Here is a 23462-nt window from a genome sequence, read left to right as displayed (position 1 = left end):
GTCAGGCCGACACCGGGACCGAAGGGCGCAGGGCGGGACGTCGTTCGACGGCCGGGCCTGAATTGTTCCGCTGCCGGCCGGCTGTCACCGGACCGCTGTTCACGGCCGGTCCGCCGGTGACGGCGCCGGCGTTCGCCGCGAAGAGCAGATGCCTCGGCGTCGCCTCCGGCTGGAGCTTGCGGACGAACGCGTGGCGGGCCGCGGCGAATCCGGAACGGTCGGTGTAGATGTCCCGGCTCATCTCGGCGAGCTCGCGGGTCTCGTACACATCCAGGGGGATCCGTTCGGCGGCGAGCCGCCTCGCTTTCGCTGCGCGTCGCTTGCGCGAGGCGCGCACGTCACCGTGCTTCTCGGCCAGGGCAGCGAGCCAGCCCGCGTACGCCTCAGGGTGGCGCGGACCGACCTCGTCGACGAGCCCGATCCGGGCGGCTTCGGCGGTGCTCACCGGGAGGCGGTCGTCGATCAGTCGCTGGGCGGCATCCGCGCCGACCCGCCTCGGCAGCGAGAAGGTGTGCAGCTCGGAGCCGAAAAGACCCATGTCGTAGTACGGGTTGAGCACGATCCCGTCCCGGGCCGCGATGATGTCCGCGCCCAGGCCGAGCATCACCCCGCCGGCGCCGGCACTGCCCGCGTACGCGGCCACCACCACCTGGCGGGTGCACGTGATGATCTCCCGGCACACCTCGTTGATCGCCCGGATGGCCGCCCACGCGGCGCCGGACGGATCCGACGATCCCTCGATCACGTTGAGGTGGATGCCGTTGCTGAACGCCTCGGTGCCGCCCCGCAACACCAGCGCACGGGTGTCCTGCGCGACCGCGTGCCGCAGGCCGGCCAGCAGCCGCCGCGAGTGCCCGGGCGCCATCGCACCGTTGTAGAAGTCGAAGTTCAGCCAGCCGACCGCGCCGGTACGCCGGTAACGGACCTGGCGGTACGCGTACGGGGTCTCCGGGTCGTCGGCCGGGCCGGCCTGCGAGTGCGGCACACCGTGCAACCGGGCGCCGAGCGCGGTCGTGGCGGGCAGCTTGATCCCGCCGTCCTCGGCCGGGCGCAGGTGACCGATCCAGAGGCTGCCGTCGCCGGTCGCCACGAGCACGGCGCCCTGGCGGCGCTTGAGGATCCGGCCGGGACGGGCGCCACGGGTCATGCCCGGGTGCGCGTCGTAGACGTACGCATCGAGCCCGCCGATCATGGCCCGCACCCCGGGGGAGCCGTCGCTGGCCCGGATCCGCCGCAGGATCGTCTCGGACGGCTCCGACCACTCGAAGACGCGGTCGGCCTGCCGCATCGGCGGCCGGGGACGCGCGCCGGGCGCCTGGGCCGGAGTGTCCTCCGCCGACGCCGGGACGAAGCTGGGGTCGCCGGCTTTCGCCACCACCTCGAAGACGCACTCCATGGCGGCGTCCGAGACCGGGCCGGCGTAAAGGGCCGACTTGCGCGGCGCCGCGGCCGGCATCGGGAACGTCCGGGTGGCCCAGATCGGCCCGCCGTCCAGCTCCTCGACGGCCTGGATGGCGGTCACACCCCAGGACGGCGCGCTCTCGCTGATCGCCCAGTCGAGTGAGGACGGACCGCGGTCGCCGACCGGTCCCGGGTGCAGCACGACGGTCCGCCACCGCTGCCAGACCTGGTCCGGGATCCGTTCCTTGAGGTACGGGCAGAGGACCAGGTCCGGGTTGACGGCCGTCACCCCGTCGACGACGTCGCGGTCGCTGGTCGCCAGCAGCACTCCGACCTCGTGTCCCGCCTCACGCAGGGCACACCAGACCCGCTGGCTCAAGCCGTTGAACGCTGACACGAGCAGCAGAATCCGCACGTTGCCCTCTCCCCCTTGCAGTGGCACCGCCAATCGGCACGAAAGCAGTGGGGACTCTCGCGGACACCTCGCCGCCCAAGTCGGACATGCTGTGCGATAAGGCGCACGGTCCCGGAAGTGTCAGCGGGTCGGACTAAGCTGAAGGCGTTACCCCCCGCCCCTTCAGGCGTTCGGGGTCGTTCGTCGTGCCCTCAGGGGGATCTCGCAATGCAGCTCGCCGGTCTGATTCCTGCCGCCCTGCGTGACCGTGGCCTGGCCCGTGCCCGGGACCTGGCGCGCAAGGGTTTCGTCGACTCCGACTCGCTGGATCTGACCGCTCCGGCGTCGCTTCGCCCGTTCGTGGTGGCGACAGTGGCCGGCGCGTCCGAGGCCGGCGGCGCGCAGCGCCCGGTGCTCGCCGTCACCGCGACCTCGCGGGAGGCCGACGACCTGGCCGACGCGCTCGGCTGCCTGATCGACGCCGACCGGATCGCGGTCTACCCGTCGTGGGAGACGCTGCCGCACGAACGGCTCTCACCCCGCTCGGACACGGTCGGCAAGCGACTCGCCGTGCTGCGCCGGCTCGCCCACCCCGATGAGCACCCGCTGCAGGTCATCGTGGCGCCGGTCCGGTCACTGCTCCAGCCGCAGCTCAAGGGCCTCGGCGACCTGGAGCCGGTGGAGCTGGTGACCGGCCGCGGCGCCGAGCTGGAGGACGTGGCCCGCCGGCTGTCCGACATGGCGTACGCGCGGGTCGACCTGGTCACCAAGCGTGGTGAGTTCGCTGTTCGCGGCGGCATCCTGGACGTCTTCCCGCCCACCGACGAGCACCCGTCCCGGGTCGAGTTCTGGGGCGACGACGTCGAGGAGATCCGCACCTTCGCGGTCGCTGACCAGCGGACCATCGACAAGGTGGAGCGGCTCTGGGCGCCGCCCTGCCGCGAGCTGCTGCTGACTCCGGACGTCCGGGCGAAAGCGGCCGAGCTGGCGGCCGAGCACCCCGAGCTCGCCGAGATCCTGGACAAGCTGGCCGAGGGCATCCCGGTCGAGGGCATGGAGTCGCTGGCGCCGGCGCTGCTGCACGGCACCGACAGCATGGAGCTGCTGATCGACTGCATGCCGGCCGGCACCCACGTGCTGCTCTGCGACCCGGAGCGGATCCGGACCCGGGCGCACGACCTCACGCGTACCTCGGATGAGTTTCTCGAAGCGTCCTGGGCCGCGGCCGCCGTCGGCGGCCAGGCACCGATCGACGTGGGCGCGGTGGCCTTCCGCACGCTCGCCGAGATCCGGGCGCACGCCGCGACTTTGAAACAGCCCTGGTGGACGCTGTCGCCGTTCGGCCTGGTCTCCTCCGAGGCCGCGGCGGAGTCCTTGCCGTGGGAGGACTCGTCCGAGGCGGTGGAGGTCTCGCCGGACGCCGGTGACGCGATCGCCCTCGCGGCGCAGCCGGTACCGCTCTATCACGGCGACACCGCGAAACTGGCCGGTGACCTGGCCGAGTGGGCCCGGGCCGGCTGGGCGATCGCGCTGGTCTTCGAGGGCAAGGGGACCGCGCAGCGGGCCACCGAGCTGCTCCGCGACGCCGGCCTCGGCGTGACGCCGGTCGACTCGATCGCGACACCGATCGAGGACGGCCAGCTGCTGGTCACCTGCGGCGGGCTCAACCACGGTTTCGTCGACGAGGCGTCCCGGCTCGCGGTGATCACCGGTAACGACATCTCCGGCGGCCGCGGCGCGTCCACGAAGGACATGCGCAAGATGCCGGCCCGGCGGCGCAACACGATCGACCCCCTGGAGCTCAAGACCGGCGACTTCGTGGTGCACGAGCAGCACGGCATCGGGCGCTACATCGAGCTGGTGCAGCGCACGGTCAACGGCGCCGACCGGGAATACCTGGTCATCGAGTACGCCGCCTCCAAGCGCGGCCAGCCCGGCGACCGCCTCTACGTGCCGACCGACCAGCTCGACCAGCTCTCCCGGTACGTCGGCGGCGAGTCGCCCAGCCTGCACAAGATGGGCGGCTCCGACTGGCAGAAGAGCAAGGCCCGTGCGAAGAAGGCGGTCAAGGAGATCGCCGCCCAGCTGATCCAGCTATACGCCGCCAGGCAGGCGTCCCAGGGCCACTCGTTCGGCCCGGACACCCCGTGGCAGCAGGAGCTGGAGGACGCCTTCCCGTACACCGAGACCCCCGACCAGATGGCCGCGATCATCGAGGTCAAGCACGACATGGAACTGCAGGTCCCGATGGACCGGCTGATCTGCGGCGACGTCGGTTACGGCAAGACCGAGATCGCGGTACGCGCGGCGTTCAAGGCGGTGCAGGACGGCAAGCAGGTGGCCGTGCTGGTGCCGACCACGCTGCTCGCCCAGCAGCACTTCAACACGTTCACCGAGCGGATGAGCCAGTTCCCGGTGCAGATCAAGCAGCTGTCCCGGTTCCAGACGCCGAAAGAGGCGGCGCTGACCCTGGAGCTCGCCGCCGAGGGCACCGCCGACATCGTGATCGGCACGCACCGGCTGCTCGCCAAGTCGACCCGGTTCAAGAACCTCGGCCTGATCATCGTGGACGAGGAGCAGCGGTTCGGCGTCGAGCACAAGGAACAGCTCAAGGCGCTGCGGGCCTCGGTGGACGTGCTGACCATGTCGGCCACCCCGATCCCGCGGACCCTGGAGATGGCGATCACCGGCATCCGGGAGATGTCGACGATCGCCACCCCGCCGGAGGAGCGGCACCCGGTGCTCACCTACGTCGGCGCCCAGGACGACAAGCAGGTGGCCGCCTCCATCCACCGCGAGCTGCTCCGCGACGGTCAGGTCTTCTACCTGCACAACCGGGTCGAGTCGATCGATCGGGCGGCCCGCAAGCTGCGTGAGCTGGTCCCCGAGGCCCGGGTCGCGGTGGCGCACGGCCAGATGAGCGAGGAGCAGCTGGAAAAGGTGATGGTCGGCTTCTGGGAGAAGGAGTTCGACGTCCTGGTCTGCACCACGATCGTCGAGTCCGGCATCGACATCCCGAACGCGAACACGCTGATCGTCGAGCGCGCCGACCTGCTCGGCCTGGCCCAGCTGCACCAGATCCGCGGCCGGGTCGGCCGTGGGCGCGAGCGGGCGTACGCGTACTTCCTCTACCCCCGGGAGAAACCGCTCACCGAGCACGCGCACGAGCGGCTCGCCACCATCGCCCAGCACACCGAGCTCGGCGCCGGCATGTACGTCGCGATGAAGGACCTGGAGATCCGCGGCGCCGGCAACCTGCTCGGCGGCGAGCAGTCCGGCCACATCGAGGGCGTCGGCTTCGACCTGTACGTCCGGATGGTCGGCGAGGCGGTCGCCCAGTTCAAGGGCGAGCGGCCGGAGGAGGAGCCCGAGGTCAAGATCGACCTGCCGATCGACGCGCACCTGCCCACCGAGTACATCGCTGTCGAGCGCCTGCGCCTGGAGATGTACCGCAAGCTGGCCGAGGCGCGCGACGACGCCCGCCTCACCGAGGTCGTCGCCGAGATGACCGACCGGTACGGCGAGCCGCCGGCCCAGGTCGCCAACCTGATCGCGGTGGCCCGGTTCCGCCAGGTGGCCCGGGCGTACGGTCTGACCGACGTGACGATGCAGGGCAAGCACATCCGGTTCTCGCCGCTGCCGCTGCCGGACTCGAAGCAGATGCGGCTCAAGCGGTACCACCCGGACTCGGTCTACAAGACGGTGAACGACCAGGTCAGCGTGCCCCGGCCGAGCACCCGCCGGGTGGGCGGCGAGCCGCTGCGCGACCAGGCCCTGCTCGAGTGGTGCGCCCAGCTGCTCAAGGACGTCCTCGGCGATGTTCCGGCTCCGGCCGGCGCGACACGCTGAGGGCGGGCGACCTAGATCACATTGACCATGAGACAGTCATGACCATGATGCGTGCCCGCTCACTCGTCTCCGTCGTCGTTGCCGCTTCTCTCGCCGTCGGCGGGCTCTCCGGCTGCCGGTCCCAGCCGGCCGTCGCCGTCTACATCGGGCAGAGCGGTCACATCACCGAGCACCATGTCCAGCAGATCTGGGACGAGACCAGTGAGCTGGTGACCAGCGCCGCGGCCGGCCAGGCCGCGCGGATGCCGATCGCCCGCGTCGACATCGTCGGCCTGCTGCTCACCAACGAGCTCTACGACCGGGTCGCGAAACAGCAGAAGGTCACCCTGCCGGCCACCATGCCGTACGCCGAGGTGGCCGAGCAGATCGGCCTGCCCGACTCGGCCGAGCTGACCCGGATCTACACGCAGAACCTGGTCCTGCGGCAGAACCTGCTGCAGAGCGTCTCCGCCGCCGCCGCCGAGCCCAGCGACGAGGACCTGCGCGGCGTGTACCAGCAGTTCGCCGACAACCAGGCGATCAACCTGGACTTCGCCGGGTTCAAGAAGAGCCTGCAGGCCGCCGACAAGAAGGAGCTCCAGGGCGCGTTCACGCTGCGCGACGAGGTGGAGTCGCTGGTCGGCGAGCTGGACGTGGAGATCAGCCCGCGGTACGAGGACGTGGTGCTGGGCATCTACTCCTACACCGATCAGGCCAGCGGGCGGTCGTTCCCGATCGTCAGCGTGCCGTTCGGTGACCCGGACGCCAAGCCGCTGGTGGTGGACGTCGCTTGACCAGCAGGATCCTCCTTCTCGTCACGTCGCCACGGCTGCCCGCGGGGCTGCTCACCGCCGAGGCCTGGGATGCGGTTCGCGCGTACCCGGTCTTTGCTCACGCGGAGAGTGAGCAGGCCGCGGCGCTGCGGGTGGCGGGGGTCGAGGTGACGGTGCTGGACACCGACGCGCAGGGTCTGCTCGATGCCATCGGGGACGGTCCGGGCGCGGTCTGGCTCGCCGGGCCGACCGGTGACCAGACGTTCGCCCGGCAGCTCGGTCTGCGGCTGGCCCGCGAGCCGGGGCTCGCCGAGCTGGAGCTGATCTACGGCTCGTGGGATCCGCCCGGCGCCCGGCTGCTCGACGCGGTCACCGTGATGGACCGGCTCGTCTCACCCGGCGGTGACCCGTGGAAACGGGCGCAGACGCATCAGACGCTCGCGCCCTACCTGCTGGAGGAGAGCTACGAGGCGTACGACGCGATCGTGTCGGACGACCCGGAAGCGTTGCGTGAGGAGCTCGGTGACGTGCTGCTCCAGGTGGTGCTGCACGCGCGGCTCGCCGAGGAGCAGCCGGATGGGCACGGCTGGAGCATCGACGACGTGGCCGGTGGGCTGGTCGAGAAGATGGTCCGGCGCAACCCGCACGTGTTCGCCGGCGAGCAGGTGCAGGACATCGAGGAGATCACCGCCAACTGGGAGCGGATCAAGCAGGCGGAGAAGGAGCGGGAGTCGGTCCTGGACGGGATCGCGCTCAGTCAGCCCGCTCTCGCACTGGCGGCCAAGATCCTGCATCGGGTGGAGCGGGGCTCGTTGTCCGTACCCTTGCCCGAGGCTCTTGATCTTGGTTCTTCGCTCTTGAAGGTCGTGGCCGACGCGCGTGCCGCAGGTCTCGATCCGGAGGCCGAGCTGCGCAGGGCCGCTTTGGAATACGCCGACGCGGTGCGTGCGGCGGAAAATGTCGGTCCGTCCGAGTAGTTTTCTCGGCATGGCTGAGTTCGTGCCGCTCGCCGAGCGCATCGTCGACGCTCTCCTGGAGAGCGATCCCGCAACCGCGACCTACGCGGGTGACCACCGCTTCGACGACCGTCTGCCCGATCTCTCCGGAGACGGCGTGGCGGGCCGCGTCGCGATGCTGCGTGACGCGGGTGACGCGCTCAGCGGCGTCGATCCCGACGGCCTCGACCCGGAGGACCAGGTCGACCACGCGATCCTGGCCGCCATGGTGGAGCGTGCCGCGTTCGAGCTGACCGAGATCCGCGAGCACGAGTGGAACCCTCTGGAGCACAACCCCGGCCCGCTGCTGCACGCGCTGCTGGCCAGGCCGTTCGCGCCGGCTGATCAGCGGCTGACCAGCCTCACCGGCCGGCTCACCGCTATCCCTGACGCGCTCGCCACCGCCCGTGCCGTGCTGCGCGACGTGCCCCGCATCCACGCCGAGACGGCGGCCGGCCAGTTCGCCGGCACCGCCGCGCTGATCCGCGACGAGGTGCCCGCCCTGCTGGCTCAGGAGCCCGGTCTGCGCGACCGGGTGGAGCCGGCGGCCGCCGCGGCGCTGGCCGCGCTCGGCGAGTTCGACGGCTGGCTGCGCGAGCGGCTCGACAGCGGCGAGCCGGGCCGCGATCCCCGGCTGGGCCGCCGCCTGTGGGAGGCGCGGCTCTGGCACACCCTGGACACCGAGCTCTCCGCGTCCGAGGTGCTCTCCCGGGCGCGGGCCAACCTCGACCGGGTCGGCGAGGAGCTGCGGGTGGCCGCGGCCGAGCTGGTCGGCGGCCCGGCCGACGACGACACGGTCCGCCGCGCGCTGGACTCGATCGCCGCCGAGCACCCCGACAACCAGTCCATCGTCGGGCTGGCGAAGCTGACGATGGACGAGGCGACCGCGTTCGTCCGCGAGCACGACGTCGTCTCGCTGATCGACGACGCCTGCGTGATCGAGGAGATGCCGGAGTTCGCACGGGGCGTCGCGGTGGCCTACTGCGATCCGCCCGGTCCGCTCGAGACGGCCGACGTGCCCACGTTTTACTGCATCTCGCCGGCCCCGGCGGACTGGCCGGCCGACCGGGTGGAGAGCTTCTACCGGGAGTACAACGACCAGATGATCCGTGGCCTGACCGTCCACGAGGCGATGCCCGGCCACTTCCTGCAGCTCGCGCACTCCCGCCGGTTCCGGGCCGCCACCCGGGTCCGATCGCTCGGCCTCTCCGGGCCGTTCGTCGAGGGCTGGGCGGTCTACGCCGAGTCGGCGATGGTCGGCCTCGGCTTCGGCGGCCTCCCGGTGCGGCTGCAGCAGCTCAAGATGCAGTTGCGGATGAGCCTCAACGCCGTCATCGACCAGCTCGTCCACTGCGACGACCTGACCGAGGCGGAGGCGATGGAGCTGATGACCGGGCGCGGTTTCCAGGAGGAGGGCGAGGCGGCCGGCAAGTGGCGGCGCGCGCTGCTCACGTCGACCCAGCTCTCGACGTACTTCGTGGGTTACAGCGAGGTCGCGGCCATCGCGGCGGCCCGGCCGTTCGGCGCCACGCCGAAAGCGTGGCACGACGCGATGCTGGCGCACGGCTCCCCGCCGCCGCGGCACCTGCGCACGCTGCTCGGGGTCTGAGAGCTCTTACTCCGAGCGGCGGTCCACCAGCTTCGTGCCTGGTGAGACCTGGAAATCGCGTTCGTCGGCCTCATCGGCGTACTCGGTGAGCACCACGTCCACCTCGGCACCGTCGAACCGGCCGCGGAAACTGGCTAGCGTGCCGCCCACGGTCACGCACACGTCGAACGACGACGACTCGGCGGCCTGCACACCGGTCAGCGCGAGGCAGGTGGCGTGCCGTCCGGCGAGAGTGGTGTCGGTCTGGGTGACCTCCGGGTCCGCGTCGATCGCCGCCGCCTCCAGCAGCGCGACGACCTCGGCGTCGGTCACCAGGCCGGTCCCCGCCGGGAGCGCAGCGCCGGGATCCGGGTCGGAGGCGGTGCAGACGTCACCGGCACAGCGGGTCACGGCCGCCGGGGTGCGGATCAGGCGGCCGTCGGGAAACGCGTACGCCGTGCGGTCCGGAGTGAGGCTGCGGGTCACCCGCGCGGTGTCGCCGCCGGCCAGCCGATAGGTCGCGGTGTGCTCGGGGCCGGGCGTGGCCAGTTGCGAGGCCACCTCGGAGACGAGGTCACCCTGGGTGACACCGGCGGCGTTGGCCTGATCGAGCCCTCCGCATCCGGCGAGGAGCCCGAGCAGACCGATCACCACGACAGATGTTGATCTCACGGAAGCGGGCACGACCTCCACCCTCGCCCACTTCATCGACGACGCGCAATCGAGTTATCTCGTAACCGACACGAATGCCGTCATTCGATTCGCATTCACATTCGCAATGCTTCAGGCCGTCTCCCTTGCCCGGGCCACCTGCTGGCGCAGAACATATCGGCGGATCATTTTGGCCTGCCGTTCGTCCTGCTCGAAGACGGCCACCAGCTCCACGATGAGCGGCCCGCGGACCGGCACCCGCTGGCGGATCGCGCTGACCTTGGTGGCCATCGCCGTGAACTCCACGACGTCCTCGGCGAGCTGGACACGCAGGGTCATCTCGGCGCCGGGCCGCAGGTCGATGTCGGTGAAGTGCGCCCGGATCGAGCTCTCGCTGATGTCGTGCACCCAGCCGATCGCCTCGCGCTCACCCGGGCGTACCAGCACCACGCTCTCGCCACCGCCGCCGCGCACGTAATGGCGTAGCTGCTCCAGCTCGGGCGGGCCGAGTGGCCGCAGCTCGACACGGTTCTCGTCGGTGCTGGTCACCGAGCAGCGCACGGCATATCGGCCGCGGGGACCGGCCGGGCCGCGCAGGGTCACCGTGGCGCCGGCCGGAGGCACGTCGTCGAGGGCCATGGACAGCGTCGCGGCCTTGTCGGAGGCACGGAGGACCCGGATACCGGGGATGCGTTCCTCGCCGTTGTCGAACTCGATGCGCGAGCCCTCGGCGAGGAAGCCTGCGGGAAAGAGATCACTGGTCATAGTGCCCAAAGGTTCGGCAGGCCGGGTGCGGGTTTGAGGTAAACAGGGTGCGAAGTTGACCGGCCCCGCGAACGCCGCATCGCCTCACTCGATAGGCTCAAGTGCGTGGTCGGCCCGCAGGGTCGCGGACCGAAACTGAATTCCCAACTGTTAGGGAGCGACACGACTAATGGCCACCATTGAAGCGATCGTCGCCCGCGAGATCCTCGATTCCCGGGGCAACCCCACCGTCGAGGTCGAGGTCGGCCTGGACGACGGCACGGTGGGTCGCGCGGCGGTGCCCTCCGGTGCATCCACCGGCGCGTTCGAGGCGCTCGAGCTCCGCGACGGCGACAAGGGCCGCTACCTCGGCAAGGGTGTCGAGAAGGCTGTCGCCAACATCGAAGACAAGATCGCCGACGAGCTGATCGGTTACGAGGCGAGCGAGCAGCGCCTGATCGACCAGAAGATGCTCGACCTGGACGGCACCGACACCAAGTCGGAGCTGGGCGCCAACGCGATTCTCGGCGTGTCGCTCGCCGTCGCGAAGGCCGCGGCGCTCTCCGCCGAGCTGCCGCTGTTCCGCTACGTCGGTGGCCCGAACGCCGCCGTCCTGCCGGTGCCGATGATGAACATCGTCAACGGTGGCGCCCACGCCGACTCGAACGTCGACGTGCAGGAATTCATGATCGCCCCGATCGGCGCGCCGACCTTCCGCGAGGCGCTGCGGACCGGCGCCGAGGTCTACCACGCCCTCAAGTCGGTGCTGAAGAAGAAGGGCCTCTCGACCGGCCTGGGCGACGAGGGCGGCTTCGCGCCGAACCTGCCGGCCAACGCCGCCGCGCTGGACCTGATCGCCGAGGCCGTCCAGGCCGCCGGCTTCAACCTGGGTACGGACATCGTGCTGGCGATGGACGTAGCGGCGACCGAGTTCTACAAGGACGGCGCGTACGTCTTCGAGGGCTCGCCGAAGTCGACCGACGAGATGATCGCGTACTACGCGAAGCTCGCCGCCGACTACCCGATCGTCTCGATCGAGGACCCGCTGTCCGAGGACGACTGGGCCGGCTGGACCGCGATGACCTCGGAGCTCGGCGACAAGATCCAGATCGTCGGTGACGACCTGTTCGTCACCAACCCGCAGCGCATCGCCCGCGGCATCGCCGAGGGCGCCGGCAACGCGGTGCTCGTGAAGGTGAACCAGATCGGTTCGCTCACCGAGACCCTGGACGCTGTGGACATGGCCCACCGGGCCGGCTTCAAGACCATGATGTCGCACCGGTCCGGCGAGACCGAGGACGTCACCATCGCCGACCTGGCGGTGGCGGTCGGCAGCGGCCAGATCAAGACCGGCGCACCGGCCCGTTCGGACCGTGTCGCCAAGTACAACCAGCTCCTGCGCATCGAGGAGCAGCTGGAGAGCGCCGCCCGGTACGCCGGTGCGGGCGCGTTCCCGCGTTACCGCGTCGGCTGACGACTCGGCGACAGATCATGGAGTTGTGGCGCCCGTGCCAGCCGACGTAGGTTCGATCGGGCGCCACAAATCTTGGTGAGCGGGGGGAGGGGCAAACATGACGCAGCGTCGCCTGCCGAGCGGGCAGGGCCCGACCCGTCGCCCCGGATCCGGCGGACGCCCGACGGCTTCGCGGACCCGTAACACCGGGCCGATCCGGGTGCCGTCGTCTCGGCGTACCCAAGGGTCCGGGTCTGAGAAAGGCGGCGCAGCCGCCGAGCGCACCGACGCACCTCGCCCGCGCGCGCTGACCGGCCGGGCCACCATCCTGATCGCGGTTTTTGTGGCTCTCGCGCTGGCTTACACCTATCCGCTGCGTGTCTACCTTGAGCAGGAGACGCAGATCGCGCAGATGGAAAACGATCAGGACCGGCAGCGTGGCGACATCGCCGCGACCGCCAAGGAGCTGGAAAAGTGGCAGGACGACGAGTACCTGCGCATCCAGGCTCGGGAGAAGTACTTCTACGTCCGTCCCGGTGAGACGCCGCTGCTGGTCTATTACGATGCTGCGGGCGCCGCTCGCGACGCCGACGAGAAGACGCCGGCGGCCGCTCCGGACCGCTGGTACGACACGCTGTGGAGCAGCGTCCAAGCCGCGAATGCGGAGCCCGCGAACTGATGGCTGAAGCACCAACCCCCGAAGACCTCGACATCGTCGCCGCCCAGCTTGGCCGGTCCCCGCGCGGCACTCGCGCGATCGGGCACCGCTGCCCCTGCGGCAATCCGGACGTGGTGGAGACCGCGCCGCGTCTTGACGACGGCACACCGTTTCCCACGCTGTATTACCTGACGTGTCCACACGCCACGGCCGCGTGCAGCAGGCTGGAGTCGGCCGGCGTGATGCGTGACATGCAAGAACGCTTGAGTACGGACCCTGAGCTGGCGAAACGGTACGCCGAGGCGCATCAGGACTACCTGGACCGGCGGACCGCCATCGAGGACGTGCCGGAGATCGCGCGCGTGTCCGCGGGCGGCATGCCTGATCGGGTGAAGTGCCTGCACGTTCATCTCGGGCATGCGCTGGCCGCCGGGCCGGGAGTGAATCCGTTCGGTGACGAGGTGCGGGATGCGATCGGGCCGTACTGGTCCGGTGGTTCCTGTGTTTCGCGTTCTGCGCTCTCCGCCGATGATCATTAGGCGCGCTCGCACGGGGGATGTGCGAGCCATCCGGGCCCTGGTTGACGCGTACACCACGGACCGGCGGCTGCTCAGCAAGGCCACGGTCACGCTCTATGAGGCCGTCCAGGAGTTCTGGGTGGCGGTCGACGAGCAGGACGGCACGGTGGCCGGATGCGGCGCCCTGCACGTCATGTGGGAGGACCTCGCCGAGATCCGGACCGTCGCTGTCGATCCGTCGCGACGGGGGCAGAAGATCGGGCACCGGATCGTTTCGGTGTTGCTCGATCAGGCGCGGGAACTGGGCGTACGCCGGGTCTTCTGTCTGACGTTCGAAACCCGGTTCTTCGGGTCGTTCGGGTTTACCGAGATCGATGGGGCGCCGGTGCCGCACTCGGTTTACGAGCAGTTGCTGCGCTCTTATGACGAGGGTGTCGCGGAGTTCCTGGATCTGGAACGCGTCAAGCCGAACACGTTGGGAAACACACGGATGCTGCTGCATCTGTGAAGATCTTTTTGTGAGGGTCTTGTGAGAGTTGCTGCTATCGACTGCGGGACCAACGCGATTCGCCTGCTCATCGCTGATGTGGCCGGCGGTCAGCTGGTCGACGTCGCCCGCCGGATGGAGATCGTGCGGCTGGGGGAGGGCGTCGACCGGACCGGGCTGCTCGCACCCGCCGCGATCGAGCGAACCCGGCAGGCACTGCTGGGATATGCCGCTGAGATCGCCGAGCTGGGCGTGACCCGGGTGCGGATGTGCGCGACGTCAGCCACGCGCGACGCCGAAAATTCCGCGATATTTCGTGACATGGTGCGCGGCGTTCTCGGCATCGACCCGGAAGTGATCACCGGCGAGGAGGAGGCGACCCTCTCCTTCCTCGGCGCGGTCCAGGGCCTCGACGCCCCCGGTCCGTACCTCGTCTTCGACCTCGGCGGCGGCTCCACCGAATTCGTCACCGGCACGGCAACCGTCGAACACGCCATCTCGATGGACATCGGCTGCGTCCGCATGACCGAACGCCACCTGCACAGCGACCCGCCCACCCCCGCCGAGATCGCGGCGGCCACAGCCGACATCACCAAGGCCGTCGACACCGCCCTGGCAGCCGTCTCACCAGCTATCACTTTGGTCGGCCTCGCCGGGACGGTCACGACCGTCGCTGCTATCGCTTCAGAGCTCCCTGGGTACGACTCAGAGCGCATCCACCACAGCAGGATCTCCGCCGCGGACGTGGCGAGGGTGACCGACACACTGCTGGCGATGACGGTCGCGGAGCGCCGCGCTCTGCCCGTGATGCACCCAGGCAGAGCCGACGTGATCGGAGCCGGAGCCCTGATCGAAAAAATCATCGTCGAGAGGTCGGGGCACGACGTGGTGATCGCCTCCGAGCACGACATTTTGGATGGGATAGCTTTCGGCCTGGCAGAAGCCGCCTGACCCGTTGTTTCGGGTGCAGGGTTTGGCTCTCACGGTTGTTTGCACGGAGCTTGAGGCAGCCGTGACAGCCGGCCGGTTCGGATCTTTCGTAAATCGACACGGCCTCGGCTGCCCAGCGCACGCCCGGTTCGACCCGGCTGCCTGACAGCATGGGTAGTCTGCTGTTGACGGTACTTCGGATTGCGCAGTAGTGTGCCACGCGTGGATCCGACGCAACTTCTCAAGGGCGTGCTTGACCTTGCCGTCCTTGCCGTCCTCCGCGACGACGACGGTTACGGCTACGACATTCTGCGACGCCTGCGAGCGGCCGGCTTGGAGGATGTCGGCGACGCCTCGGTCTACGGGACCCTGCGCCGGCTCTTCAACAGCGGCCTGCTGACCAGCTACGTCGTGCCCAGCGACGAGGGTCCGCACCGGAAGTACTACGCCCTCAACGTGGCCGGCCGTGAAGAGTTGCAGCGCTCCGGCAAGGTCTGGCAGGGCTTCGCATTGATCATGGACGATCTGCTTCGCGAGCGGGGGACGGCGTGAACCTGACGGCACAGGACGAGATCGGCAGCTATGTCGAGGAGGTTCGGCAGGCGCTCGGGGGTCTGCCGGCCACGACTCGCGAGGAGCTGCTGGAAGATCTGCCGGAGCATCTGGCGGAAGTGCTCGCCGAGGGCGACGGCACGCTGGTCGAGCGTCTCGGTTCGCCGTCGGCCTATGCCGCGGAGCTGATCGCGAGCGCCGGGCTTGCGGACGGTTCCGCGCCGCGCCCTCCGGGCCGCGAGCGCTTCGCTCATCTCCGCGGCCGGGCACGCGAGGCGATCAAGCGGACCGACGTGCGGGTCGGGCCACTTCTTGGGTACGCGAGAGCGAGCGAATTCCTGGTGCTGCTGCGCCCGGCATGGTGGGTGTTGCGGGGTTACCTGGCCGCCATGGCGTTCGCCTACGTCTTTGACGACAACCACGGCCCGATCGGCCTGCTGCCCCGGGTCGGCGGCGTCGGCATCGATCTGTTCGCGATGACGTTCCTGGTCGTGGCGATCCTCGGCTCGATCTGGCTGGGCCGTCGTGGCGAGCCGGCCGGCCGGGTGCCGCGCCTGCTGCTCCGCGGCAGCTCGGCCGCGCTGGCGATCTTCGCGGTGGTGGGCTTCTACGAGATGGACTACTCGACCCGGCAGACCGCCTTCGTCGGCGACTACGTGAGCAACCAGTACAGCAGCGTGCAGGACGTCTTCGTCTACGACGGCCAGGGCAACCTGGTGAGCAACGCTCAGCTGTACGACCAGTGGGGCAACCCGATCCGGTTCGGCGAGCCGGGCTGCATCGACCCGATGACGGGCAACTGGAGTGCGAGCCGCTCACTCGGTTACCCGTTCTGCCCGGACCAGGCGCCGTTCCCCGGCGAGACCCCGGACGGCTCGGAGAGCACGCCTCCGCTGGAACAGAAGCCGGACCCGGCGGCGACCGCGGAGAACCGCACGAAAACGGACACCGGGCCGACTGTCGAGCCGGCCGACGCTCCAAGTGTTGCGAACGCCTCACCCAGCGGTGAATAAAGCCTGGTTACGGGGTCGCGCAAGCCCTGTGGCGGTCGCTATTCTCGCGTGCCGACGGCCGATTTTCGGCCGTGCCCCCGAGAGGAAGACCCCATGACAGACCCGGTTGTGCCGACCCCGCCCGGCGGCGGCTACCCGTCCGCTCCCGGGGGCGGTTACCCGCCCGCGGGTTACCCGCAGCAGGGTGGCACGCCCGGCTACCCGCAGCAGCCGCAGCAGGGCTACCCCCAGCAGGGTGGTTACCCTCAGCAGCCGCAGCAGGGATACCCGCAGCAGCCCCAGCAAGGCGGTTACCCCCAGCAGCCCCAGCAGGGTGGTTACCCCCAGCAGCAGGGTTACCCGCAGCAGGGCGGCTACCAGCAGCCGGCCGCGCCCGGTTACCCCCAGCAGGGCGGCTACCCGCAGCAGGGTGGTTACCCCCAGCAGCCTCAGCAGGGCGGTTACCCCCAGGAGCCGCAGCAGGGCGGTTACGCGCAGGGCTTCGCGGGCAAGATCGAGGGTGACGCCCCCGCCTTCCCACCCGCGCCCGAGCAGAAGCCGGAGAAGAAGAAGGGCAAGAAGGCGCTCGGCATCATCGGCGCCATCGTGATCTTCGTGATCATCGCGGTGATCAAGGGCGGCCTCGGCGCGCTGTTGAAGAAGGACCCGACCGCCGAGGCGAAGGCCGGCGACTGCATCTCGGTCGCGAACAACCTCGGCGAGCAGGCCACCGACGTCAAGGCCAAGATCGTCGAGTGCTCCGCGTCGGACGCCAAGTTCACCGTCCTCGGCCGGGTCGACAAGGTCACCGACGTGAACAGCACGGCGTGCGACGCCACCTTCAACGAGAAGCTGGCCGAGGGCGGCGAGGGCGCGATCATCGCCAGCGAAGAGGGCGACGGCTACCTGCTCTGCCTGAAAGCGAACTGACGAGACGCAACAACCGCGGAAGCGCCGACCCGGGTACACGACGATCACCGGCGAATGCTGTGCTGATCCGATGCTCCCGTCCGGCGCTTCCGCGCGTACCCCAGAAGCCGTTGTCGCCAAGGCGGCCGAGGCCGCCTCACTCAGCGTGCTTGACGCGGAGATCGCGGATTGTTTCGCTTGTCCGCGATTGGTCACCTGGCGCACGGAAATCGCATCGACGAAGCGTGCCTCTTTCCGTGATCAGGAGTACTGGGGGCGGCCGCTGCCCGGTTTCGGGCCGGAGGGTGCCGAGATCGCGATCCTCGGTCTGGCGCCTGCTGCGCACGGCGGTAACCGGACCGGGCGGATCTTCACCGGCGACCGCTCTGGCGACGTGCTTTTCGCCGCGCTGCATCGTGCCGGCCTCGCGAACCAGCCGACCAGCGTCTCGATCGACGACGGCCTGGAGCTGCGCAACACCCGGATCTTCGCGGCGGTCCGCTGCGCGCCGCCGGACAACAAACCGACGCCCGAGGAGCGCGACACCTGCGCGCCCTGGATGCGGCGAGAGCTGGAATTGATCAGACCCACACTGCGGGTGGTCGTCGCTCTGGGTGCCTTCGCTTGGGCTGCGTGGTGGCCCGCTCTCATTGATGTGTACGGGTTGAGGCCGCCCGTCCCCCGTCCGAAATTCGGGCACGGGGCCGAGGTCAGGCTGGACGGCGCGCCCGACCTGATCGGGTGTTTCCACGTGAGTCAGCAGAACACCTTCACCGGGAGGCTGACACCCGTGATGCTGGACGAGGTGTTCGCCCGTGCCAAGGCTCGTGCGGGCCTGGCATGATTCGAGCTCTGACGACCATCCCCGAGTCACGGATCTGAGCCCCCCGCATGGACCTCGCCGCACTGCGCCGATGGTGGCCGCTGGCCGCCGTCGTCACACTGCTCTTCGTGATCTCGCTGGCTGCGACACGTTCCTCGCCGCAGCTGGACCACATCACTCCGGAAGCGACACCGACCACGACGGCGCCACCACTGCTACCGCCCCGGACCGAGCCGGCGCCGGAGCCGAGCGCCGTCAACACCGCCGTGCCCGAAGCGGCCCGTAATCTGCCGAGCTGGGCGGGGCAGGCAGCTCTCGTCGTGCTCGCCTTCGTGGTGGTCTGCATGGTCGTGCTGCTCTCCTGGGCGCTCGTGCACGACTTCCTGCGGCGGCGTGGCCGGCGCAGCGGCAAGCTCGACTCCCGGCGGCGGCCACGCACCGCCGAGGATCTGGTGGCCGCGCTCGACGCCGGCCTGGAGGAGCTCTCCGACACCGACCGTGACCCGCGCCGCGCGGTGATCGCCTGCTGGGTGCGGCTGGAGGACGCGGCCGCCGCGGCCGGCACACCCCGGCACCCGGGTGACAGCCCCACCGACCTGGTCGGCCGGCTGCTTGCCGAGCAGCGGGTGGACGCGGCGGTGCTCGCGGCGCTGCTGGAGGTCTACCGGGAGGCGCGGTACGCCACGCACACGGTGGACGATCAGATGCGGCAACAGGCGAGGTCCGCTCTGGAGCGTCTCCGCGCGGATCTCGGTGGGGTGACGGTATGAGCGAGCGCAGCGAGTTCATACCGTGGGTTTTGTGGTGTTCTTCGGGGTTCGGGGGCCGGGCATGAGCGACGGCAGTCTTGACGATCTCTTCGGGCCTGGATATCAGCAGCCCGTCGAGGAGGTCGCGCCGGTTGAGAAACGCCGCTCGCCGATCCCGCGGCTGATCGGTGAGGTCGCTGTCCTGATCCTGGCCACCGTGGTGATCACCGCAGGTCTGCGAGCCGGCGGTGTGAGCATCCCGCTGCTGCTGCTCGTGTCCGCGCTGATCGGGCTCCGCCTGGTGGTCTGGGCCGCGTCCGCGGTCTCGCCGCCGCCCGCGCCGAAGCTGCGCTCCCGGATCGGGCGGGACGCGAAACCTGCCCCTGACGCGTTGCGTTCCTCAGTGAAACGGTGGGAGCGAAACCTGGAGCAGGCCCACTCGGACCCGGATCTGTATGCGCGTAACGTTCTGCCGGTGCTCGCGGAGCTCACCGACGAACGGCTGCGGTTGCGGCACGGCATCACCCGGGCCAGCGACCCGCGCCGTGCCCAGGAGTTGCTCGGCGAGCCGCTGTGGACGGCGCTGGCCGATCCCGGCCGGCACGGCCTGCGGGCACGTGATGTCGATACTTTGCTAGACGCGTTGGAACGACTGTGAGAAAGGTGTGCCGGTGACGCAGGCTCTTCCCCCGTACGAGGTCGGGCGGCTATCCGGAGCGATCCTCGACGCGGTCGGCACCGTGGTGGTCGGCAAACGGGACTCGCTCGAACTGGTGCTGGCCGGCATCCTCGCCGGCGGGCACGTGCTGCTGGAGGACCTGCCCGGTCTCGGCAAGACGCTTACCGCCCGCTGCTTCGCGCAGGCGCTCGGCCTGGACTTCCGCCGTCTGCAGTTCACACCGGACCTGCTGCCCGCCGACGTCACCGGCTCCTTCCTTTACGACCAGCGCAAGGGCGACTTCGCGTTCCGCGCCGGGCCGGTCTTCACGAACATGCTGCTCGCCGACGAGATCAACCGGACGCCGCCGAAAACCCAGTCCGCCCTGCTCGAGGCGATGCAGGAGAAGCAGGTCTCGGTCGAGGGCGTCACCTACCGGCTGGACCCGCCGTTCCACGTGCTCGCTACAGCGAACCCGATCGAGTACGAAGGCACGTACCCCCTGCCCGAAGCGCAGCTGGACCGCTTCCTGCTCCGGGTGTCGTTCGGTTACCCGACCGCCGAGGAGGAGTGGGACGTGCTCCAGCGGCGGATGTCGCGCCGTCAGGAAGAGGCCGTCATCTCGCCGGTGGTGGACTCCCGTTCGCTGCAGGCCATGCAGTCCGCCCTGGAATCGGTCGCGGTCGAGGACTCGATCGGCCGGTACATCGTGGCGCTCGCCTCGGCCACCCGCGAGCACGGTGCCGTGCTGGTCGGCTCGTCACCGCGTGGCTCGCTCGCGCTGCTGCTGCTGGCCCGCGCCCGCGCCGCGATGGCCGGCCGTGACTACGTGGTGCCGGAAGACGTGAAGGACGTTGCCGTACCGGCTCTGGCACACCGGATCACCCTGCGCCCGGAGATGTGGCTGCGCCAGGTGAACCCGTCGTTCGTCGTCCAGGAGGTGCTCTCCGCCGTTCCGGCGCCGGCCAGCGGCGCGCTGCCCACCTACGCGCGGCATGACTGAACCCGTCGCCGGAGTGTGGGTGCCGACCCGGGCACTCGGGCGGACGGTGCTGCTCACCGGCCTGCTCCTGCTGCTCGGGGTGGCGCTCGGCCGCGTCGACCTGGTGCTTCTCGCGTCGCCGTTCGCGATCGGCGCCGCGATCAACCTGCATCGGCGCCCGAAAGCCGTGCCCGAGGTGACGATCACCGCTGACATCGAGCACGTCGTCGAGGGCGGCAAGGTCGAGGCCGGGCTCACCGTGGCGAACCCGGACGTGATCGGTTACGACCTGGTGGTCGTCCGTACGCGTACCTCGCCGTGGCTACGCCTGCAGCACGCCGATCGGCCGTTCGCGCTGACCGTGCCGCAGGACGGCTGGGCCGCGATCGACCTGACCGGCGAGGCGCTGCGCTGGGGTCGGCAGGACGTCGGTCCGGCCGCAGCCCGGGCCGCGGCCTGCGGCGGGCTGCTCGCCTGCCGCCCGGTCGTCACCCCGGCCCGGGGCGTACGCGTCTACCCGGTCACCGAGCCGTTCAACGCGACCGAGGCGATGCCGGCCGCGGCCGGTCTGGTCGGCGCGCACCGCTCCCGGCGGCCCGGTGAGGGTGGTGAGCTGGCCGGTGTACGCCAGTTCGCGCCCGGTGACCGGTTGCGCCGCATCGACTGGCGGGTCTCTCTGCGTACCCGTGACCTGCATGTGGCGTACACGCTGTCGGACCGCGACGCCGAGGTGCTGCTCCTGCTCGACGTGCTCGGCGAGGTTGGTCTGCCGGGTGGCGTAGGCGGAGGCTCCTCTGTTCTGGACACCACGGTTCGCGCGGCCGCCGCTGTCGCCGAGCACTATCTGCACCGAGGCGACCGGGTCTCACTGCTGGAGTACGGCTCCGGCGCGCGCCGGCTGCGTCCCGGCTCCGGCCGCCGCCAGTACCTGACCGTCCTGGAATGGCTGCTCGACGTCCGCCCCAACCCGGCCGACGAGACCGAGCAGTACGAGAACCTCCTCGCCGCGCACCACGTCTCGTCGTCCGCGCTGGTCGTGGTGCTCAGCCCGCTGGTCGACCCGCGGGCCGCCGACATGCTCGCCCAGCTCACCAAGTCCGGCCGGTACACGGTCGCGGTCGACACCCTGCCGAAGGACGCCGCCCCGCCGGTCCGCAACCAGTGGACCCCGGCCGCGACCCGGCTCTGGCGGATCGAACGGGAGAACGTGCTCGGCCGTCTGCGCGAGCACGGTGTTCCGGTGGTGCAGTGGGCCGGCGCCGGCAGCCTCGACCTGGTGCTGCGTGACGTGGCCCGGATGGCCTCAGCGCCGAGGGGAGGCTGACATGCTGACCGGGATCACGGCCCGTGCCGGGCACCTTCGCAAGACGCTGAGCAGGGCTACTCCCGTACCCATCATGATCCGGGGTTCGGCGTTTCTGACCGGTGTGCTCGCGCTCGGTGTCGCCTGGCCGGCGCAGTTGCTGGTGAGCCGGTACTTCGTCCTGATCGCGCTGCTCGCGCTCTGGCCCGCGCTCGCGCCGGCCGGGCGCGGCGGCACCGCGGTGGCACTGACGGCGGTGGGCGGCTGGCTGCTGGACACGGCCGGTTTCGACTCCCGGATCGCGCTGTGGCGGGTGCTCGCTCTGGCCGCACTGCTTTATCTGGCGCACACGCTGACCGCGCTCGCCGCTGTTCTGCCCATCGACTCGATCGTCAACCTGGACGTGCCGGGAACCTGGCTGGGTCGTGCCGCGGTGGTCATTCTGATCTCGTCGGTGCTGATCGTCCTGGCCCTCGGTCTTACCGCCGACCTGGGCGGGAGTGCCTTCCAGCTGGCCACCCTCGTGGGGCTCGCCGGAGCGACGGCTGTGACGATCCTCCTAGCACGTATGGCCCATCGCGAGTGAAATCTGTTAGTTACGACACTTGACTTTCACCGTTGCGATCGTCACAGAACAACGCATGAAGTGCCTCTCACGCGCGAGAATAGGGGCGTGAATCCGCCGCGCATAGTCGTCGTTGGAGCAGGTCACGTCGGCCTTTACGCCGCCCTCCGCCTGTCCAAGAAGCTGAACCGGAACCAGGCCGAGATCGTCGTGATCGACCCTGTTCCGCACATGACTTACCAGCCGTTCCTGCCTGAGGCAGCGGCCGGTAACATTTCGCCGCGACACGCTGTGGTGCCGCTGCGCCGGGAGCTCAAAAAGTGCCGCATCGTTTCTGGTGAGGTCACGAAGCTCGAACACGCTCGTAAGACCGTCACGATCCAGCCGATCGACGGGCCCGCCTTCGAGATGGAATACGACCACATCATCGTGGCTCCGGGTTCCGTCTCCCGCACTCTGCCGATTCCCGGCCTGAGTGACATGGGCATCGGCCTGAAGACCATCGGCGAGGCCATCTACCTGCGTAACCACATCCTCGACCGCCTGGACGTCGCAGCCGTGACGCCGGACGAGGAAGTTCGTAAGGCCTCGCTCAACTTCGTCTTCGTCGGTGGTGGCTTCGCCGGCATCGAGGCACTCGCCGAGATGCAGGACGTCGTCGCCGAGGCGTTGAAGTACTACCCCGAGCTGGACCCCAAAGAGGTCCACTTCATCCTGGTCGAGGCATCCAACCGGATCCTCCCCGAGGTAGGCCCCGAGATGGGTGCCTACACGGCTCGCCAGCTCTCCAAGCGGGGAATCGACCTGCGCCTGGAGACCTTCCTGAAGTCCTGCGTCGACGGGCAGATCGAACTCTCCGACGGAGACTCGTTCCGCGCCGAGACCCTGGTCTGGACGGCCGGCGTCAAGCCGTCGCCGATGCTGGAGCAGACCGACCTTCCGCTCGGCCCGCGTGGGCACGTCAACTGCCTGCCCACCCTCCAGGTCGCCAGCATCGAGACCGGTGAGGTTCTCGAGGGCGCCTGGGCCGCGGGTGACTGTGCCCAGGTCCCCGACCTGACCAACCCGGGTGGCTGGTGCTCGCCGAGCGCTCAGCACGCGGTCCGGCAGGCCACCGTGCTCGCCGACAACATCCGCCAGGTCGTCCTGGGTGGCGCGCCGAAGGAATACCGCCACAAGCACGTCGGCGGTGTCGCGGGCCTCGGCATCAACAAGGGCGTCGCCCACGTGTACGGCATCAAGGTCAAGGGCTACCCGGCGTGGCTCATGCACCGCTTCTACCACGTGAGCCGGATCCCGTCGATGAACCGCAAGGTGCGGGTGCTCGCCGACTGGGTGCTGGCCTTCCTTCTCAAGCGGGAGACCGTGGCCCTGGGCCAGCTCCACCACCCGCGTGAGGAGTTCGTCGAGGTGACCCCGCCGGTCACCCCGGCCGCCGACAAGGTTTCTGCCGGCACTCGCTGAGGCCGGTTCCACCATCCGGGCGGCACCAGATACGGTGTTCGCAGG

General features: G+C 69.8%; 22 protein-coding genes. 19 read left to right on the top strand and 3 right to left on the bottom strand.

What is annotated here, in order from left to right; translation table 11 throughout:
* Nucleotide 1 precedes the first annotated feature (1 nt).
* Complete coding sequence (locus tag B0I29_RS08780; protein WP_111648383.1) at nt 2-1816, bottom strand: hydrogenase maturation protein; 1815 nt, start codon at nt 1814-1816, stop codon at nt 2-4.
* 207 nt (nt 1817-2023) lie between these two features.
* Here B0I29_RS08780 and mfd point away from each other — a divergent pair, with 207 nt between their 5' ends.
* The 4 genes from mfd to B0I29_RS08760 are packed head-to-tail and all read left to right on the top strand — an operon-like array spanning nt 2024 to nt 9000.
* Nucleotides 2024-5644: a transcription-repair coupling factor gene (gene mfd / locus B0I29_RS08775; protein ID WP_111648382.1), complete on the top strand. Its 3621-nt coding sequence runs from the start codon at nt 2024-2026 to the stop codon at nt 5642-5644.
* Between the two features lie 38 nt (nt 5645-5682).
* Nucleotides 5683-6417, top strand: coding sequence for a hypothetical protein (locus tag B0I29_RS08770; RefSeq protein ID WP_111648381.1), 735 nt, complete (start codon nt 5683-5685; stop codon nt 6415-6417).
* Entirely contained in the window at nt 6414-7373 is a 960-nt protein-coding gene (locus B0I29_RS08765) for a nucleoside triphosphate pyrophosphohydrolase (protein ID WP_111648380.1), read from the top strand. The genes B0I29_RS08770 and B0I29_RS08765 overlap by 4 nt, the downstream gene beginning before the upstream one ends.
* A gap of 10 nt (nt 7374-7383) precedes the next feature.
* Nucleotides 7384-9000 (top strand): DUF885 domain-containing protein, encoded by a 1617-nt coding sequence (locus B0I29_RS08760; RefSeq protein WP_111648379.1) that lies wholly within the window; start codon nt 7384-7386, stop codon nt 8998-9000.
* 6 nt (nt 9001-9006) lie between these two features.
* Here B0I29_RS08760 and B0I29_RS08755 read toward each other — a convergent pair whose 3' ends face one another.
* Together B0I29_RS08755 and B0I29_RS08750 are read right to left on the bottom strand one after the other, a co-directional pair.
* Nucleotides 9007-9663 carry a hypothetical protein gene (locus B0I29_RS08755; RefSeq protein ID WP_146616747.1) on the bottom strand — a complete coding sequence of 219 codons (657 nt, stop codon included), beginning with the start codon at nt 9661-9663 and terminating at the stop codon, nt 9007-9009.
* Between the two features lie 99 nt (nt 9664-9762).
* Entirely contained in the window at nt 9763-10395 is a 633-nt protein-coding gene (locus tag B0I29_RS08750) for a hypothetical protein (protein ID WP_111648377.1), read from the bottom strand.
* A gap of 169 nt (nt 10396-10564) precedes the next feature.
* On the opposite strand from B0I29_RS08750, the gene eno reads away from it, so the two are divergent.
* The 15 genes from eno to B0I29_RS08675 all read left to right on the top strand — a co-directional run bounded on the left by eno (nt 10565) and on the right by B0I29_RS08675 (nt 23417).
* Nucleotides 10565-11848 carry a phosphopyruvate hydratase gene (eno, locus tag B0I29_RS08745; RefSeq protein ID WP_111648376.1) on the top strand — a complete coding sequence of 428 codons (1284 nt, stop codon included), beginning with the start codon at nt 10565-10567 and terminating at the stop codon, nt 11846-11848.
* 97 nt (nt 11849-11945) lie between these two features.
* Nucleotides 11946-12506: an FtsB family cell division protein gene (locus B0I29_RS08740; RefSeq protein ID WP_111648375.1), complete on the top strand. Its 561-nt coding sequence runs from the start codon at nt 11946-11948 to the stop codon at nt 12504-12506.
* Complete coding sequence (locus B0I29_RS08735; RefSeq protein WP_111648374.1) at nt 12506-13024, top strand: DUF501 domain-containing protein; 519 nt, start codon at nt 12506-12508, stop codon at nt 13022-13024. Before B0I29_RS08740 ends, B0I29_RS08735 begins: the two co-directional genes overlap by 1 nt.
* A complete protein-coding gene (locus B0I29_RS08730) occupies nt 13014-13511 on the top strand; it encodes an amino-acid N-acetyltransferase (protein WP_111648373.1) in 498 nt (165 codons plus the stop codon). The genes B0I29_RS08735 and B0I29_RS08730 overlap by 11 nt, the downstream gene beginning before the upstream one ends.
* A 21-nt stretch (nt 13512-13532) precedes the next feature.
* Nucleotides 13533-14441 carry a Ppx/GppA phosphatase family protein gene (locus B0I29_RS08725; protein WP_111648372.1) on the top strand — a complete coding sequence of 303 codons (909 nt, stop codon included), beginning with the start codon at nt 13533-13535 and terminating at the stop codon, nt 14439-14441.
* Nucleotides 14442-14642: 201 nt separating this feature from the next.
* Nucleotides 14643-14972: a PadR family transcriptional regulator gene (locus B0I29_RS08720; protein WP_111648371.1), complete on the top strand. Its 330-nt coding sequence runs from the start codon at nt 14643-14645 to the stop codon at nt 14970-14972.
* On the top strand, nt 14969-15985 hold the full coding sequence (locus tag B0I29_RS08715; protein ID WP_111648370.1) for an HAAS signaling domain-containing protein: 1017 nt from the start codon (nt 14969-14971) through the stop codon (nt 15983-15985). The genes B0I29_RS08720 and B0I29_RS08715 overlap by 4 nt, the downstream gene beginning before the upstream one ends.
* A 93-nt stretch (nt 15986-16078) precedes the next feature.
* On the top strand, nt 16079-16894 hold the full coding sequence (locus tag B0I29_RS45650) for an LppU/SCO3897 family protein (RefSeq protein ID WP_181557737.1): 816 nt from the start codon (nt 16079-16081) through the stop codon (nt 16892-16894).
* A gap of 70 nt (nt 16895-16964) precedes the next feature.
* Nucleotides 16965-17717 carry a uracil-DNA glycosylase gene (locus B0I29_RS08705; RefSeq protein ID WP_111648369.1) on the top strand — a complete coding sequence of 251 codons (753 nt, stop codon included), beginning with the start codon at nt 16965-16967 and terminating at the stop codon, nt 17715-17717.
* Between the two features lie 47 nt (nt 17718-17764).
* Entirely contained in the window at nt 17765-18466 is a 702-nt protein-coding gene (locus B0I29_RS08700; RefSeq protein WP_111648368.1) for a DUF4129 domain-containing protein, read from the top strand.
* 61 nt (nt 18467-18527) lie between these two features.
* Entirely contained in the window at nt 18528-19103 is a 576-nt protein-coding gene (locus B0I29_RS08695; RefSeq protein WP_111648678.1) for a hypothetical protein, read from the top strand.
* Between the two features lie 7 nt (nt 19104-19110).
* Nucleotides 19111-20106, top strand: coding sequence for an AAA family ATPase (locus tag B0I29_RS08690; RefSeq protein WP_111648367.1), 996 nt, complete (start codon nt 19111-19113; stop codon nt 20104-20106).
* Nucleotides 20099-21409, top strand: coding sequence for a DUF58 domain-containing protein (locus B0I29_RS08685; protein WP_111648366.1), 1311 nt, complete (start codon nt 20099-20101; stop codon nt 21407-21409). The genes B0I29_RS08690 and B0I29_RS08685 overlap by 8 nt, the downstream gene beginning before the upstream one ends.
* A 1-nt stretch (nt 21410) precedes the next feature.
* A complete protein-coding gene (locus B0I29_RS08680) occupies nt 21411-21974 on the top strand; it encodes a hypothetical protein (protein WP_111648365.1) in 564 nt (187 codons plus the stop codon).
* Nucleotides 21975-22061: 87 nt separating this feature from the next.
* Nucleotides 22062-23417 carry an NAD(P)/FAD-dependent oxidoreductase gene (locus B0I29_RS08675; protein WP_111648364.1) on the top strand — a complete coding sequence of 452 codons (1356 nt, stop codon included), beginning with the start codon at nt 22062-22064 and terminating at the stop codon, nt 23415-23417.
* The last annotated feature ends 45 nt before the right edge of the window (nt 23418-23462 follow it).

Source organism: Actinoplanes lutulentus, assembly GCF_003259845.1.
GTDB classification, from domain to species: Bacteria; Actinomycetota; Actinomycetes; order Mycobacteriales; family Micromonosporaceae; genus Actinoplanes; species Actinoplanes lutulentus.
Note: the sequence above shows the minus strand (reverse complement) of the source record. Positions and strands in the feature narration are given on the sequence as shown.